The organism is Shinella sp. SUS2, from assembly GCF_001262505.1.
Taxonomy (GTDB): domain Bacteria; phylum Pseudomonadota; class Alphaproteobacteria; order Rhizobiales; family Rhizobiaceae; genus Shinella.
Genome location: NZ_KQ410734.1, coordinates 50522 through 66876, shown reverse-complemented (window position 1 = coordinate 66876; position 16355 = coordinate 50522). Strand labels below are relative to the sequence as shown.

The following is a 16355-nucleotide window of genomic DNA, read 5'->3' as shown; positions in this document are numbered from 1 at the left end:
CCCCAACCCTTTTCGTTCCGAACGCAAAGTTGAGCCTATGACCCTGCAAATCCCTTTGCCGGAGGACCGTTTACGTCCTGAGCCGGCCTCGCCCTGGAGACGCTTCTCCTACCTCATCCGCGTCAACAGCGCGGATCCGACGCTGCTGCTCGGCCTCGCCCTGGTCGCTGTCTTCGCCTATCTCATCCTCGCGCCCGTCCTGCTTCTACTCGCGGACGCCGTAACGGTGCATTTCGCCGATACCGCGCGCACCGGGCAGCAGCTCGGGACGTTCACGCTCTACTACCTCAACCGCGTCCTCCTCTCGCCCATCGCGCAGGATCTCTTCTGGTGGCCGCTCGCCAATACGGCGATCATCTCCGCCGGTGCCATCGCCATCGCTTTCCTCGTCGGCGGGCCAATCGGCTGGCTGCTCGCCCGCACCGACCTCATCGGCAAGAAGTGGCTCTCGACGGCCCTGCTTGTCCCCTACATGCTGCCGTCCTGGACCTTCGCGCTCGCCTGGCTGACCCTTTTCAAGAATCGCACGACGGGCGGGCTTCCCGGCTGGATGGAGACCTTCGGCGTCACCCCGCCGGATTGGCTGGCTTACGGCGCCCTGCCGATCGCAGTCATCCTCGCCCTGCACTATGCGCCCTTCGTCATCCTCCTCTTCGGCAATGCGCTGAAGCAGTTCGATACGCAGCTGGAGGATTCCGCCCGCAGTCTCGGTGCCAGCCCGCTCGACGTGGCGCGCAAGATCATCCTGCCGCTGATGCTGCCCTCGCTCATTTCGGCCGCCACGCTGATCTTCGCCAAGTGCCTCGGCGATTTCGGTGTCGCCTATGTGCTCGGCGTGCCGGTAGGCTTCGACGTGCTCGCGACCTCCCTGTTCCGGGCGATTTCGACCAGCCAGGCCGGTGCTTCCGCCGTGCTTGCCGGCGTCATCGTGCTGCTCGGCGTCTTCTCCATCCTCATCGATATGCGCCTGTTGAAGGAAGCAAAGCGCTTTGTCACCATCGGCTCCAAGGGCGCGATGGTGCGCGCCACGCCGCTCGGCAAGTGGCGGACGCCGGCCTTCCTCTGGGCGCTTGCCGTCTTCGCCTTCAGCGCCGGCATTCCGCTTCTCGCGCTGGCGCTGACGACGGTCATGCGGGTGCCGGGCGCTTTCAGCCTCGACAATTTCACGCTCGACTACTGGATCGGCACCGATCTCGGTACGACCGCGCTGCGCCAGGGCATTCTCCTGACGGGCGAATTCTGGCTGGCGCTGTGGAACACGGTGTGGATGGTGGGCCTTGCCGCTCTCGGCGCCGGCGTGCTCGGCCTCCTCGTCGGCTATACCGTCGTGCGCTCGCCCGTCCGCTTCGTCTCCGTCGCGCTGCGGCAAATCACCTTCCTGCCCTATCTTGTGCCGGGCATCGCCTTTGCCGCCGCCTATCTCTCGATGTTCGCCGTCGCCCGCCCGCCGCTGCCGGCGCTCTACGGCACGCCGATCATCCTCGTGCTGGCGATCCTCGCGGACCAGATGCCCTTCGCCTCACGCGCCGGCATCGCCTCGATGATGCAGCTCGGCCGCGAGCCGGAAGAGGCCGGCCAGATCGTCGGCGCCGGCTGGCTGCGCCGCATGCGCTCCATCGTGCTGCCGATCCAGCGCGGCGCCCTCGTCTCGGCGATCCTCCTGCCCTTCATTTCCGGCATCAAGGGGCTCAGCCTCGTCGTCGTCCTTGCCGTTCCCGGCACGGACCTGCTCACCACCTACGCAATCCGCCTCGTCGACTACGGCTACAGCCAGGCTGCCAATGCGGTCGTCCTGATGCTCTGCGTCGTCGCCTTCACCGGCACGATGCTCGTCCAGAAGATCGGCCGGGCCAACCTCTCAGACGGCATGGGAAGCAAGTAATGTCCAGCATAACCTTGGAAAATATCCGCAAGACCTATGGCCGCGGCGGCCCCGCCGCCATCGGCGATCTCAGCATGGAAATCGGCAAGTCGGAATTCCTCTGCCTGCTCGGCCCTTCCGGCTGCGGCAAGACGACGACGCTGCGCATGATCGCCGGCCTCGAACACCCGACGGGCGGCCGCATCCTCGTCGACGGCGAACCGATCGTCTCCGTTGCCGACGGCGTCTTCACCGTGCCGGAAAAGCGCAATATGGGCCTCGTCTTCCAGAACTACGCCCTCTGGCCGCACATGTCGATCCGCGAGAACGTCGCCTTCGGCCTGAAGCTGCGCAAGACGCCTGCCGCCGAGCGCGACGCCACCGTCGACCGGGTGATGACCAAACTTGGCATCGCCCGCTATGCCTCCCGCTACCCGGCGGAGCTTTCCGGCGGCCAGCAGCAGCGCGTCGCGCTTGCCCGCATGCTGGCGCTGAACCCGTCCGTCATCCTGCTCGACGAACCGCTTTCCAACCTCGACGCCAAGCTGCGGCTGGAAATGCGCGCGGAACTGAAACGCATCCACGCAGAGGCTGGCTCCACCATCGTCTTCGTCACCCACGACCAGTGGGAAGCGATGACGTTGGCGACGACCATCGCCGTGATGAGCGAGGGCGAATTGCAGCAGGTCGGCACGCCCGACGACATCTACGAGCGCCCCGCAAACCGCTTCGTCGCGGAATTCGTCGGCAGCCTGCCTATCAACATCGTCGAGCGCGGCGAGGCGCAATCCGGCCCGCTGCATGGCTGGGTCGATCGGCTTCTCGCACATTTCTCAGTCGATGGCACCCAGGTCGCCTCGGCCGGCATCCGGCCGGAGGCGGTGCGCCTTGGCGACCTCGACGCGGCGGAGGCCGCGCGCTGCGCCGCCGGCCTGGGAACCATCGTCGACATCGTGCCCACTGGCGGCAGCTGGATTGTCGAGCTCGATGTCGATGGCAGCCGCTTCTTCGCGATCGCGACCGAAAACCCGCGCAAGGCCGCGGGCGAGACCACCCATTTCTGGGTCGAAAGGCAGCATCTGCACCTTTTCGACCGGGACAGGAATCGCATCGCCCTCTGACAGGGCATGCGCCATCAAGGCAACGGAGGAAATGATGCCTAAGACATTGATCAGCCTGTTCACGAGCGCATCCGTCCTGGCCATGGGCCTAACGGGCGCCATGGCCCAGGAGGCCAAGCAGATCGGCATTCCCGACAGCAACTATTCGCTGGAGGCGCTGATCGAGGCCGCCAAGAAGGAAGAGCCGATCACGGTCATCGACGCGACCGGCAAGATCGTCAGCATGGCCGAGAATTTCTCGGCGAAATACGGCCTGAAGGCGACGGGCGTGAAGATGAGCGGCCAGGATCAGGAACAGATCATCGCCCGGGAAGCGGCCGCCGGCAACGTACGCACCGACGTCTTCAACATGAGCAACCTGCCGTCGGTGACCAGCCAGATCCTGCCGCAAGGCTTCGGCATCTCCTGGCTCGCGCCTGATCTCAAGGACAAGATCCCGGCCGCATACCAGAGCCCGGCGATCACCAGCAACAATCCCTGGGTCTTCGCCTACAACACCGACGTCAACGGCGAGACCTGCCCGGTCGACAATCTCTGGGCGCTGACGACGGAGGAGTGGAAGGGCCGCGTCGCCATTCCCGATCCGCTGCTGCGCAACGAGACGATGTTCTGGTTCAACCAGCTCGCGACACACGAAGACGCCGCGATGCGCGAGGCCTACAAGGCTCAGTTCGGCGAGGAGCTGACGACCGACGAGGCCAGCGCAACGGCCGAATGGGTCAAGCGTCTCGCCAGGAACCAGCCGAAGGTCACGCGCAGCGACACCGATGTCGGCCCGATCGTCGGCGCGAAGGAGGAAAAGCCACCGATCGGCTTCCTCTCCGTCGCGATCTTCCGCGACGCCAAGAAGGACGGCTACGGCATGGGCATCTGCAAGGAGATGAAGCCGTGGATCGGCCAGCTGACGCCGCGCGTCGCCGTCATCGCCGCCGGCACGAAGAGCCCGAACACAGCAAAGCTCTTCGCCCGCTTCATGATGACCGAGGAAGGCATGGCCCCGCAGCTCGGCGACGGCAAGATCTCGACGAATACGGAGGCCAAGATGCCCGAGAGCGAAGTCTCCGGCATCGCGAGCCATGTCGACAAGCTTTACGTCAACCACTCCGAAACGAGCCAGGACGATTTTGCCAAGCTGCAGGACTGGCAGGACTTCTGGCTGCAGCACTCCCGTTGATCTTTGCCCCGCGCGCTTCGGCGCGCGGGGTTCTTCCGCCCGGCTGCCGACCGCGCATCACATCCAACGAGCGCTCTCCAAGCCGGAGCTACGTCTCCTGCCGGAAGGCGATCTGGACGGCACGGTTCAGGGCAACAGGCAGAACGGACATATGGTTCTCGCCGGCATACTCCTCGAAACGGGCAACACCGGTGAGACCCGGGGACGCCTGCCAACGTTCCGCCATCGTCCGGGCCAATTCCACCGTTCTGGTTTCGAGCGCACGGGCCTGTCTCTGTGCCTCGTCGGGCCGCCCCTTGTGGAAGGGGGCGATGCGCGTCTCGCTTTCATATTGCCCGGCGGAAAGATGCAGTTCGATGCCCGGGGGCACGTGGGAACGCTCCAGAAACGCCTGCTCCGTCGCCAGAATGGCCGCATCCTCCCAGTAGATCGCCGGGCTTGCTGCGATCCAGCGCCGATACGCATGCGGCCTGGTAAAGAGCGCATGGAGCACGAACAGCCCCCCGAAGGAATGACCGAAAAGCGCCTGGCGAGACCGGTCGATCGGCACCTGCCGCTCGACCCAGGGCTTCACCTCGTCCTCGATCGCGGAGAGAAAGCCGTCGCCGCCACCGGTCTTGACGTCAGGCGTATCGGGAAAGAACGGCGGATAGGTCCGGCCGGGCGGCGGGCTGAGATCCCAGGAACGGCGGAATGGGTCGTAAGCATCGTCGGTGGGATAGCCGATCGCCACGATCACACCGTCGCAAACGTTCGTGCCGCTCGGATAGGACATCTGCACCTTCTGCGCATCGACGGCCGTCGCAAAGCAGGCATTGCCGTCCGTCATGTAGAGCACCGGCCAGCCTTCAGGCGGAGCCGGTCTTGGCGGGCGGTAGAGGAAGATCCGGTGCGGCTGGTCGCCCGTGCCGAGTTTCATATCCGTGAATGTCGCACCGGCAAGCGTGACGGGCGATCCTGTAACGTCGGACGATGAATGGGACATGGTCTCTCCGGGCAGCCGAAAGTGCGATGCGAAATGCTGCCGTTGCCGCATAAAAGTTGACTGTAATTCCCCTGTTATATGATTCGTCACCGGCAGACATGCCGCAAGGCGCCTCGCAAGCGAGGCAATCGGGCGACATCGCCACCCGATCACCCTGTGTTTATCAAGGCTGCACGACAGGCGGTCACTCCGGCCGCGGCCGGTTCGCATGCATCCGGTCCTCGATATCGCGGATGTGCTTATCAAGCTGCTCATCGCTCATGTAAGCGCTGAGGGAGCCGATCCGCTTGCCTCTGTAGAGATCATTGCCTTCGACAGCCTTGAGACGCGCCAGGAGATCGATGCGTTTCATGTCCCCTCCTTTTCGGTGATTTCAGATCAAGTGTTCAAGTCGCCTCGCAGCGGCGACAGAGCACCAGACGAGGACACGGAGCGAAAAGTCGGAACTGGCGGCGTGCCAATGTGACAGGCGACGACACCGGCACTTTCCCAACGAACAGATTCCGACTTTTGATGTATTCATCCCGCCAAGGGATACAGAACAGCGCTCGCCGCTAGCCGAGGGCCAGGCTGGAAAAGAATTCCATCATACGATCGACGACGATGACTGCCGGCATTCAACGGTTCCAAACTCTTCTGCTTCGTCTGCTCTTCCAGGAAATGCAGACGATGGCGGTACCCGCAGCTCTACTGCTTCGGCATCACGGACAGGAAGAAGACACCGGCAAAGCGCGATGTCAACCGGTTTGCCCTGCCGGGCCGGAACGCAAAGCGATCTTCCGCGCCGGACGCGTTCGCAAGGCGCCGGCAGGCACAAGGGTGATCTCAGATATCCTTGGCAAGACGCAGTGCATCATAGATCGCCGCATGCGTGTTGCGGGCGGCGACCGCATCGCCGATCCGGAAGAGTTGATAGGCGCCGTCCGCATTGCGCGCGATGGTCTGCGGCGTGCCGGTAAGCAGCGCGTCATAGGAGACCTCGCCGAGGTTCCGCGAGCCAGGCTTCAGCTCGAAATAGAGTTCGTCCAGCGGAATGGTGCCGTGGTTGACCACGATCTGATCAACCACACGCTCCCGGGCGACGCCGCCATAATCGCTGCCGACATGGGCGATGAGCTGGTTGCCGCTCCTTTCCGCCGCTTCCAGCCGGTAGGTGACGGTGAAGGTCGTGTCGAGCTTTTGCAATGCGCGCATATAGGGGACGAGGTTCATCGCCATGACCTCCGGCGCGAAAGCGCGATCCGGGGTCATGATCTCCACCTTGCCACCCGCCTTGGCGATGAGTTCGGCCGCCTGCAGCCCGGCATGGTCGCCGGCATCGTCGTAGACAAGGACGTTGGTGCCCGGTTTCACATCGCCCGAAATGATATCCCAGGAGGAGACCACCAGCTCGTTGCCCTTCGAAAGGACATCCGTATGCGGAAGGCCGCCCGTCGCGACGATCACGACATCGGGTTTTTCGGCAAGGATCGTGTCCGCCTCGGCCCAGCTGTTGAAACGGAAGGTGACGCCATGTTTTTCGCACTGGCTCATACGCCAGTCGATGATGCTCATCATTTCGCGCCGGCGTTCGCTCTGTGCCGTCAGGCGAATCTGGCCGCCCGGACCGCTCGCCGCCTCGAACACCACCACCTCGTGGCCGCGTTCGGCGCAGACCCTTGCCGCTTCGAGGCCGGCCGGGCCGGCTCCGACGATCACAACCTTCCTGCGCACATCCGCCTTCGGGATCACATGCGGCATCGTCTCCTCGCGGCCGGTTGCCGCGTTGTGGATACAGAAGGCAAGGCCGCCCTGGTAGATGCGATCGAGACAGTAGTTCGCGCCGACGCAGGGGCGGATGTCATCCTCGCGCTTTTCGATGATCTTGCGCACGATATGCGGGTCGGTCATGTGCGCGCGGGTCATGCCGATCATATCGACCTTGCCGGCGGCGATCGCATGCCGCGCCGTCGCAACATCCTGGATTTTTGCCGCATGGAAGGTCGGAAACCTGGTTGCGGCGCGGATATCACCGGCGAAATCCAGATGCGGCGCGCTTGCCATGCCCTGGATCGGGATGACGTCTGTCAGGCCCGGATCGGTATCGATATGGCCACGGATGACGTTCAGGTAGTCGATGAGACCGCTTTCCTTGAGACGGCGGGAGATTTCAAGGCCCTCGGCCCTTCCGGTCCCGCCGGGAAGACATTCGTCGGCCGTGTAGCGCACGCCAAGAATGAAATCCTCGCCGACTCTTTCACGCATCGCCTTGAACACGTCGAAACAGAAACGCAGGCGGTTGTCGAGCGAACCACCATAGGGGCCGTCGAGCTCATTGGTCAGTGGCGATGTGAACTGGTCGATGAGATGGCCATAGGCTTCCAGCTCGACGCCGTCCATGCCGCCCGCCTTCATGCGCTCGGCTGCATCGGCGAAGTCCTTGATGATGCGCGCGATATCCCAGTCTTCCAGCTTTTTCGGGAAGGCACGGTGCGCCGCCTCGCGCTGGTGGGAGGGGGCGAGGACGGGCAGCCAGTCGCCCTTGTCCCAGCGTGTGCGGCGACCGAGATGGGTGAGCTGGATCATGATCGCAGCACCGGCCTCGTGCACGGCATCGGTCATTTCCCGGATCCACGGCACGATCTCGTCCTTGTAGGCGAGCAGGTTGTTGAAGACCGGCGGACTGTCCTTCGAGACGGCAGCCGAGCCGGCCGTCATGGTCAGCGCCACGCCACCGCGCGCCCGCTCCACCGTATAGGCCCGATAACGGCCCTTGGGCATGCCGTCCTCCGGATAGGCCGGCTCGTGCGACGTGACGATGATGCGGTTGCGCAGGGTCAGATGCTTCAACTGATAGGGCTGAAGCAGAGGGTCGTTCGACATGCCACGGGCTCCGGACTGGGATCTTTTGCGAACGCTAAGGGAAAATGTACACTAGTGTCAATATCAGTGACACTATAGTCAACGTAGAGAACATAAATGCACATTCTGCTTGTCGTGACATATGGGATTCGCTAGATGGTCGGCATGGAACAGGCGACGAGCGACAACGGCTGGCGTGGCTCCCCTGAAGGGTGGCTGGAAGCCGCCTATGACTGCCTGCTCGAATCCGGCGTGGAATCGGTCAAGATCCTGCCGCTCGCCAAGCGGCTCAATCTGTCCCGCACCAGCTTCTACTGGTTCTTCAAGGATCGGGAGGAGCTGCTGAGCGCATTGATCGCGCGCTGGCGGGAGAAGAACACGGGCAATCTCGTCAAGCAGTCCGAGGCCTATGCGGAAACGCTCGCCGAAGCGATGCTCAATGTCTTCGACTGCTGGCTGAACAAGGACCTGTTCGATTCCCAGTTCGAGTTCGCGGTGCGCAGCTGGGCGCTGCAATCGCCTGACATCCTGGCTGAGGTACAGGCAGCAGACCAGACAAGGATAGAGGCGATCGGCCGTATGTTCGTGCGGTTCGGCTATGACGAGGGCCCGGCGGATGTTCGCGCGCGGACGACCTATCTCGTCCAGATCGGATACATCTCGATGCAGTCCACCGAGGACACCGCGCTACGGATGAAGCGCATTCCCGACTACATCGCGATCTACACCGGAGAAACCCCGCAGAAACGGGAACTCGACCGCTTCTTCGCCCGGCATGGCTACAAGCCGGACTGAGGGCAGGAAAATTCCGCGAGCATGACGGACCCGGCCTATTTCACTTTCAATCCGGGCAAATGCCGCCGCCTTAGGTGAGTGTTAACGAACTCCGTTCAATTTTACCGATCACGAGCGCGGTTCTCGCGCCGGCTGCCATGAAGGCGCGTTTTTTCCTGACATTTGCTGTGCCGAGCCCATGCGCGCAAGACGCGTGCCGTTCGGCAATGGAATACTGGGGGGTTTCCTTGAGCACACGTTTCAATCTCATGACCAAAATTCTTTTGGCCGCCTCGCTCGCCGTCATTGCGGCCTTCTGCGGCTTTTCGGTCTATATCGACAGCCTTCAGCGAAACACCCTCTCCAGGGAAGCAGCGGCCGAAATCGAATCCGCCGGCGAGCTGGCGGCTACCGGTATCGCCAACTGGCTGAATGCCCGCGTCATGCTGACCGAGCTCGCCGGCGCCGGCGTCACCCGGGCAGAGAATAACGAGGACATCCTCAAGGGTTTTGACAACGCGCTGCTCAGCCGCGAATTCGCCCTCGTCTATTTCGGCGGCGAGGACGGCACCATGACACGCATTCCCGCCGCGACGATGCCGAAGGGGTATGACCCGCGCAAGCGTGGCTGGTACAAGGATACCGTCAGGCTCGACGCGCCGGTGCTGACCGATCCCTATGTCGATTCCGCCTCGCAGAAGCTCGTGATCAGCGCCACCGCTCCGGTCAAGCGCGACGGCAAGCTGCTCGGCATCGCCGGCACCGACTTTCCCCTGCAGGGACTGCTCGGCATGATCGGCGAGGTTGATCTCGGCGGCATGGGGTCCGCCTTCCTCGTCAACAAGTCCGGCACGGTCCTCGTGCATCCCAACGGCGATCTCGTCGCCAAGCCGCTGACCGAGGTGTTCCCGCAGGAGACCCCGTCCATCGAGGCGGCCGGGCTGACGGAAACCGAACTCGACGGCAAGCGCGTCCTCGTACGCTTCGTGCAGGTCACCGGCCTGCCGGTGCTCGACAGCTGGTATCTCTGCCTGATCGTCGACCGCGACATGGCCTATGCCGGCATTTCCGAATTCCGCATCGCCGCCACCATCGCCACTGCCGTCGGCGTTCTCGCCATGATCGGCGTCCTTGCCCTTCTTCTGTCGAGCCTCGTCGTGCGGCCGGTGGTGCGCATGACCGGCATGATGAGCAAGCTGGCCCGCGGCGACGTTTCCGAGACCATCCCGGACGCCGGACGCACCGACGAGATCGGCCAGATGGCGGCCGCCGTCACCGTCTTCCGCGAAAACATCATCGAACGCGGGCGCCTTGCGCGTGCGGCGGAAGAGAACCAGGCGCTGAGCGAACAGGAACGCCGCGAGCGCGACGCGATCAAGGCACAGGAAGCAGAGACCGTCGCCCAGGCCGTCCAGACGGTCGCCGACGCGCTGGGCCGTCTTGCCGACGGTGACCTCGTTTCCCGCATCGACACGCCCTTCGCCGGCGACCTCGACCGCCTGCGCATCGACTTCAACAACTCCGTCACCCGTCTGCACCAGGCCATGTCGACGGTCGGCGAGAAAGCTCTGGCGATCGACGGCGGTGCCAACGAGATCCGCGGCTCCGCCGACGCGCTTGCCCGGCGGACCGAACAGCAGGCCGCCTCCGTGGAGGAAACCGCCGCCGCACTGGAAGAGATCACCACGACGGTGAAGGATTCCACCCGCCGCGCCGAGGAGGTCGGCTCGCTCGTCTCGCGCACCCGCCAGGGCGCGGAAAAGTCGGGCGACGTCGTCCGCCGCGCCGTCTCGGCCATGCAGGGCATCGAAAAGTCCTCGCACGAGATTTCCAACATCATCGGCGTCATCGACGACATCGCCTTCCAGACCAACCTTCTCGCGCTCAATGCCGGCGTGGAAGCGGCCCGGGCAGGCGAGGCGGGCAAGGGCTTTGCCGTCGTCGCACAGGAGGTGCGCGAGCTTGCCCAGCGCTCGGCCAACGCGGCCAAGGAGATCAAGGCGCTGATCACCGCCTCCGGCGAGCAGGTCCGCTCCGGCGTTTCCCTCGTCGACGAGACGGGCGCCGCGCTGGAAGCCATCGTGCGCGAGGTGCAGGAGATCAACGGCCATGTGAACGCCATCGTGCTTGCCGCCCGCGAGCAGTCGACGGGCCTGCAGGAGATCAACACTGCCGTCAACACGATGGACCAGGGCACGCAGCAGAATGCCGCCATGGTGGAGGAACAGACCGCCGCCAGCCACGGCCTTGCCGGCGAGGCAGCAGCACTCTCCGCGCTGCTCGCCCAGTTCCGCCTCGACAGGGCACGGAACGCGCCGCAGGCAAGCCGACAGGCCTACGCCGCCTGACGGGGCGTCATACTGATCCACGATCCTAGCCCCCTGCAGCCGCTGCAGGGGGTCTTTCTTGTCCGGTCAAGACCCATCCGACGAAGCGTGGGTAACCGCGTCCGCGACAAAGCAGTACCCGCAGCGGTGCGCGCGCGTGGCGGCGGCAGACCGCATGCCCCTTGTCCCGGCTAAACGAAAACCATCACGCCTGCATAGCCGATCGCGATCAGGACCAGCCCCACAACAAGCATCGGCATCAGGCTGCTGCCATCGGCGTCCCGTCCGCTGACATGCTCGCCGGAAAACACCAGGGGCTTGCGGGTTTCTTCCTTGTTCATGCACCTCTCCTTTTAATGTGGCAAACTATATACCACTTTAAAACGGCGCGCGACGTGACAATTTAACACCGCAGCAGAAGGAGCATTCGTGCCCCCTCGCTTGGGCGAGGCAGATGTCGATGCCGATTGAAATTGCCATGCTTTTGGACGACAAGAATGCATGACAAAATGGCACCCCGATCCCGGCCAGCTGCGACGGCCCGTCTATATCTCCCTCGCGGACCAGTTTACGGCGGCAATCAAAAGCGGCAAGCTTGTCAAGGACGACAAGCTGCCGGCGCACCGGGATCTCGCCTACGACCTGAAGATTTCGATCCAGACGGTGAGCAAGGCCTATGACGTGCTTGCCCGGCGCGGGCTGGTTTCGGGCGAGGTCGGTCGCGGCACCTATGTCAAGGCAGGCGGCGTCGCACCCCCCTCGCCCTACATTGCGGAGCGGCTGGCAAACGAGATCGACCTTTCGATCGTCACACCCGTCTGCACCCCCTTTCACCTCAAGCAGATGAAAGACGCCCTGCACCTGATCGGCGACAGCCTCTCGCCTGCGGCGGCTTTATCCTTCCGGCCCAACACCATCTTCCCGCGGCACAACGAGGCGGCCGCCCGATGGCTCTCCACGCTCGGCGTCGAAACCACGCCGCGCAACCTGCTCGTGACGAACGGCGCCTCTTCGGCTTTCGCCGTCGCCCTCCTTTCGGCCGCAGGGCCTGGCGCGATCCTTGCCGCGGAAGAGATCTGCTATCACGTGATCCGGCCGCTCGCGGACTATCTCGGCATCCGGGTCCGCCCGATCGCCGCGGACGCCGACGGCATGGTGCCCGAAGCGCTGGAAGAGGCCTGCCTGCGGGACGAGGTGCGCGCGGTCACCCTCCAGCCCAATCTCGCCAACCCGACGGCTTCGCTGATGCCGGAAGGCCGGCGCCACGCCGTCGTCGAAACGGCCCGCAGACACGACGTCACGATCATCGAAAACGACGTGTTCGGCCCGCTCCTCTCCCGTCGCCCGCGCCCGATCGCGGCGCTGGCGCCCGAACGGACGGTTTACATCACGGGCTTCACAAAGGTCGCCCTCCCCGGCCTGCGCATCGGCTATGTCGCCGCGCCGGATCATCTCGCCGCCACGATCGCCAATCGGCATCTGATGGCAAACTGGATGGCGACGCCCGTCATGGCCGAGATCGCCACACTGTGGCTGGGCGATGGTACGATGCAAGCACTGGTGGACTGGCAGCGCGAAGCCCTCGGCCAACGGCACCGCATCGTCTCCACGGCGCTGGAAGGCGCCGCCTACCGTGCGCATCCGGAAGGGCTCCATTTCTGGCTGCCGCTTCCGCCGGAGCACGACGAGCTCGCCTTCGTTTCCCAGGCGCGCACCCGAGGCGTGGCCGTCGCACCGAGCACGCCGTTCTCCCTGTCCGGCAACCCGGCAGGCGCCGTCCGGGTATCGGTCGGCGCAACCGAAGCGGACGAGTTGCGCGCGGGCCTCGACATCCTCGCCTCGTTGCTGCGCGCCGCACCCGACCGGAGCGTTCTGGCACTCTGAAGCCCCGCAATACGGTCGCAAAACAGCCAGGCGATTTTGCACGACACACGCAGGAAATTGACATGTGTCTTTTTCCCAGATTGACATGCATTTCCTCCCACGGCTGAATGCCCTGCACAAGACTATGGCGGAGCGTGCATGATCGAGGAGATCCAGCATCAATCAACCTTGGAGGCCCGTGCCACGGCCCGACGCATCGGCCTGATCGCGCTTGCCACGGACCATACGGTGGAAGCGGATTTCCGGCGCCTCGTCGCCAGCGACGGCATCGCCGTTCATGTAACGCGCGTCGGCTATGCGAACCCCACGACGCCGGAAAACCTCCGCGCGATGCATCCCCACCTTTCTGCTGCCGCCACCCTGCTTTTGCCGGACGAAGAGCTCGACGCCATCGTCTACGGCTGCACCTCGGCCTCGGTCATCATCGGCGAGGAGGCTGTCACAGCCGCCATCCGCGAGGGCAAGCCGGGCGCCACGGTCATCACGCCGGCCGGCGCCGCCGTCCTGGCGCTACGCGCCCTGAAAGCACGACGCATCAGCATCCTGACACCTTACATCCGCCAGACGGCCGAACCCATGCAGGCCTATTTCGAGGCGAACGGCTTTGGCGTCGATCGCCTCGCCTGCCTCGGCATGGAGGACGACCGCGACATGGCCCGCCTGCCGCAGGCCGAGATCATCCGGCTGGCGGCACACATCGCCGCAGCCGGTACCGACGCTCTTTTCATCGCCTGCACGGCACTGCGGGCGGCACAATGCACCCCCGAGATCGAACGGCAAACCGGCCTGCCGGTCGTCACCAGCAATCTGGCGGCCGCCTGGGCCAGCCTGCGACAATGCGGTGTCGCGCCCGACCCCAGGGCCGCAAGCCGCCTGCTCGCGACCGCCTGACACTCCAGTTCCGCCAATCAGGATGCCTCCTCATGATCGAACTTCCCTTCGCCCTTTCCGAATACAGAGCCCGGCTCCAGGCCATCCGCGCGGAGATGGCGCAACGCAATCTCGATCTCCTCGTCGTCAACGATGTCGCCAACCAGCACTACATCACCGGTTATGACGGCTGGTCCTTCTATACGCCCCAGGTCGTGCTGGTACCGCTCGCCGACGAGGAACCCGTCTGGATCGGCCGCGCCATGGATGCCGCCGGCGGCCTGCTGACAGCCTGGATGAAACCGGAAAACATCGTCGGCTTCCCCGAGGACCACGTCCAGCGGGCCGACCGTCACCCGATGGACTGGATCGCTGCCTGGATCAGCCGGAAGGGTTGGGGCCGCGGCAATATCGGCATCGAGCTGGAAGCCTATTACTATTCGCCAAAGGCCCATGCCCGCCTCACAGCAGGCCTGCCAAACGCCACCTTCCACGATGCCGACCTGCTGGTGAACTGGATCCGCAGCGTCAAGTCGCCGGCCGAGGTCGATTATCTGCGCAAGGCCTCACGCCTTGCCGAGGCCGCGGTGCGCGCTGCCTATGACACCATCGCGCCCGGCGTGCGCGAATGCGATGCCATCGCCAAAATTCAGGCGGCGCAGGTTGCAGGCGCGCCGGACTTTGCCGGCGACATCACCGCCCTGCCCCCGACCATTCTCGCCGGCGAAAACGCCTCCGCGCCCCATGTCATGTGGAGCGACCGGCGTTTCGGAGAGAACGAGACCGTCGCGCTGGAACTTGCCGGTGTCGTGCGCCGCTATACGGCCGGCCTTGCACGAACCCTCCAGCTCGGCAAAATGCCGGTCAAGGTGAACGACACGAGCAAGGCGGTTCTCGAGGGCATGGAAGCCGTTCTTGCCAGCATCGGACCAGGCGTGACGGCCGAGGCGGTGGAAGCGAGCTGGCGCAAGGTGATCGAGCGCCACGGCCTCAAGAAGGAATCGCGCATCGGATACTCGATCGGCGTCGCCTATCCGCCGGATTGGGGCGAGCACACGATCAGCCTGCGCCCGGGTGACACGACCATCCTGAAGCCGGGCAACGTGCTGCACTCCATCCTCGGCATGTGGATGGACGGCTGGGGCATCGAGGTCAGCGAGACGATCCTCGTCACCGAAACCGGCTGCGAGACGCTGACCAACTTCCCCCGGGACATTCATGTCAAGGCCTGAGCCCGACACGGCGGCAGTGGACGCGGCCCTCGCGCGCCGGATGATCGAAATCCGGCGCCATCTCCACCGCAATCCCGAGCTTTCCAATGCGGAGCGCGAGACGCAGGCCTATTTGAAGCACGCGCTGGAAGAGGTGGGCCTCGGCCCGGTCCGGCCGGTCGCCGGCTTCGGACTGGCCGTCGATATCGCGGGCACCGCTGGCCCCTCGAACCGCAAGGTCGTCATCCGCGCCGATATCGATGCGCTGCCGATCAAGGAAATGTCGGGCGAGCCGTTCACCTCCGAAAAGCCGGGCGTGATGCATGCCTGTGGCCATGACGCGCACGCAGCCATGGGCTATGCCGCCGCCGTCCTGCTGGACAGGCGCAGACAATCCTTCAGTGGCACCGTGCGGCTGATCTTCCAGCCCGCCGAGGAGGCGGAACCGCTCGGTGGACGGCGGGTCGTCGCGGAGGGTCTTCTCGACGATGTCGACGCAGCGATCGGCATCCATGTCGATCCCTATACGCCGACCGGCAGGATCGCGGTCGGCGCCGGCCCCTATACGCTCGCCTGCGATATTTTCGACATCGTCGTGACCGGAAACTCCGCACATGCCGCAAGGCCCTCCGACGGCATCGATGCCATCGCCGTCGCCTGCACGATGGTGACAGAGTTGCAGAAGATCGTCGCGCGGGAAATCGATCCCTACGATCCCCTGGTGATTTCCGTCACCGGCATCGAGGGCGGCGGCGCCTACAACGTGATCGCTGCCGAGGCCCGACTGAAAGGCACCATCCGCAGCGGCCACGAGGAAACCCGGCAGAAGGCCTGGCGCCGGCTGCGGCAGCTCCTTGAAGGGGTGGCGGCGGCGCATGGCGCAACCGTCACGGTCGATCTGCAACGGGGTGAGCCGCCAGTCATCAACGCGCCGGAAATGGTCGAGATCGTCCGCCAGGCCGGCAGGGCGATCGTCGGAGCGGACAACGTGCTGTCGGCGCCCGGATGGACCGCCGCCGACGACTTCGCCTTCTACAGCGAGAAATGCCCGTCGGTCTATTTCCGCCTCGGCATTCGCAACGAGCAGGCCGGTGCCATATACCCCCTTCACCACCCGCAGTTCCGCATCGACGAGGCCGCCCTGCCGCAGGGTGCGGCGGTGCTCTGCGCCACAGCCGAAACCTTCCTCAAGACGATGGAATGAGGAAGACGCAGGCCTGTCGTCCGGTCAGCCTTGCCGCGCCAAGGGCGGCGTGCCGTTTGCACGCTCCGGCGGAATGCCTTCGGCACCGCTCATCTGACGGCAT

Annotated in this window: 13 protein-coding genes; 9 read left to right on the top strand and 4 right to left on the bottom strand. The window is 64.5% G+C overall.

Features of this window, described 5'->3' with window-relative positions; translation table 11 throughout:
* The first annotated feature begins 37 nt into the window (after positions 1-37).
* From AKG11_RS20020 to AKG11_RS20010, 3 genes are read left to right on the top strand one after another with little or no spacing between them, the layout of a single operon-like run.
* On the top strand, positions 38-1882 hold the full coding sequence (locus AKG11_RS20020; RefSeq protein ID WP_050745212.1) for an ABC transporter permease: 1845 nt from the start codon (positions 38-40) through the stop codon (positions 1880-1882).
* Positions 1882-2982, top strand: coding sequence for an ABC transporter ATP-binding protein (locus AKG11_RS20015; RefSeq protein WP_050745211.1), 1101 nt, complete (start codon positions 1882-1884; stop codon positions 2980-2982). The genes AKG11_RS20020 and AKG11_RS20015 overlap by 1 nt, the downstream gene beginning before the upstream one ends.
* A 34-nt stretch (positions 2983-3016) precedes the next feature.
* Positions 3017-4156, top strand: coding sequence for an ABC transporter substrate-binding protein (locus AKG11_RS20010; RefSeq protein ID WP_050745210.1), 1140 nt, complete (start codon positions 3017-3019; stop codon positions 4154-4156).
* Positions 4157-4244: 88 nt separating this feature from the next.
* On the opposite strand, the gene AKG11_RS20005 is transcribed toward AKG11_RS20010, so the two are convergent.
* The 3 genes from AKG11_RS20005 to AKG11_RS20000 all read right to left on the bottom strand — a co-directional run bounded on the left by AKG11_RS20005 (position 4245) and on the right by AKG11_RS20000 (position 8003).
* Positions 4245-5141 (bottom strand): alpha/beta hydrolase, encoded by an 897-nt coding sequence (locus tag AKG11_RS20005; protein ID WP_050745209.1) that lies wholly within the window; start codon positions 5139-5141, stop codon positions 4245-4247.
* A 184-nt stretch (positions 5142-5325) separates the two neighbouring features.
* The gene (locus tag AKG11_RS34615) at positions 5326-5493 is read right to left on the bottom strand and encodes a hypothetical protein (protein WP_023516623.1); all 168 of its coding nucleotides are present in this window, start codon (positions 5491-5493) and stop codon (positions 5326-5328) included.
* A 473-nt stretch (positions 5494-5966) separates the two neighbouring features.
* Complete coding sequence (locus AKG11_RS20000; protein ID WP_050745208.1) at positions 5967-8003, bottom strand: NADH:flavin oxidoreductase; 2037 nt, start codon at positions 8001-8003, stop codon at positions 5967-5969.
* 144 nt (positions 8004-8147) lie between these two features.
* Here AKG11_RS20000 and AKG11_RS19995 point away from each other — a divergent pair, with 144 nt between their 5' ends.
* The gene (locus tag AKG11_RS19995; RefSeq protein WP_050745305.1) at positions 8148-8777 is read left to right on the top strand and encodes a TetR/AcrR family transcriptional regulator; all 630 of its coding nucleotides are present in this window, start codon (positions 8148-8150) and stop codon (positions 8775-8777) included.
* Between the two features lie 227 nt (positions 8778-9004).
* Positions 9005-11104 (top strand): methyl-accepting chemotaxis protein, encoded by a 2100-nt coding sequence (locus AKG11_RS19990; RefSeq protein ID WP_050745304.1) that lies wholly within the window; start codon positions 9005-9007, stop codon positions 11102-11104.
* Between the two features lie 170 nt (positions 11105-11274).
* Here the strand turns inward: AKG11_RS19990 and AKG11_RS35150 are convergent, their stop codons facing one another.
* Complete coding sequence (locus AKG11_RS35150; protein WP_165909408.1) at positions 11275-11424, bottom strand: hypothetical protein; 150 nt, start codon at positions 11422-11424, stop codon at positions 11275-11277.
* Positions 11425-11584: 160 nt separating this feature from the next.
* Between AKG11_RS35150 and AKG11_RS19985 the strand changes: the two genes are divergently transcribed.
* The 4 genes from AKG11_RS19985 (at position 11585) to AKG11_RS19970 (ending at position 16252) form a co-directional block, all read left to right on the top strand.
* Positions 11585-12967 carry a MocR-like ectoine utilization transcription factor EhuR gene (locus tag AKG11_RS19985; RefSeq protein WP_050745207.1) on the top strand — a complete coding sequence of 461 codons (1383 nt, stop codon included), beginning with the start codon at positions 11585-11587 and terminating at the stop codon, positions 12965-12967.
* A gap of 138 nt (positions 12968-13105) precedes the next feature.
* A complete protein-coding gene (locus AKG11_RS19980; RefSeq protein WP_050745206.1) occupies positions 13106-13858 on the top strand; it encodes an aspartate racemase/maleate isomerase family protein in 753 nt (250 codons plus the stop codon).
* A gap of 32 nt (positions 13859-13890) precedes the next feature.
* On the top strand, positions 13891-15069 hold the full coding sequence (locus tag AKG11_RS19975; RefSeq protein WP_050745205.1) for a M24 family metallopeptidase: 1179 nt from the start codon (positions 13891-13893) through the stop codon (positions 15067-15069).
* Positions 15056-16252, top strand: a complete 1197-nt coding sequence (locus tag AKG11_RS19970) for a M20 metallopeptidase family protein (RefSeq protein WP_050745204.1) — start codon at positions 15056-15058, stop codon at positions 16250-16252. The genes AKG11_RS19975 and AKG11_RS19970 overlap by 14 nt, the downstream gene beginning before the upstream one ends.
* Positions 16253-16355: the final 103 nt, after the last annotated feature.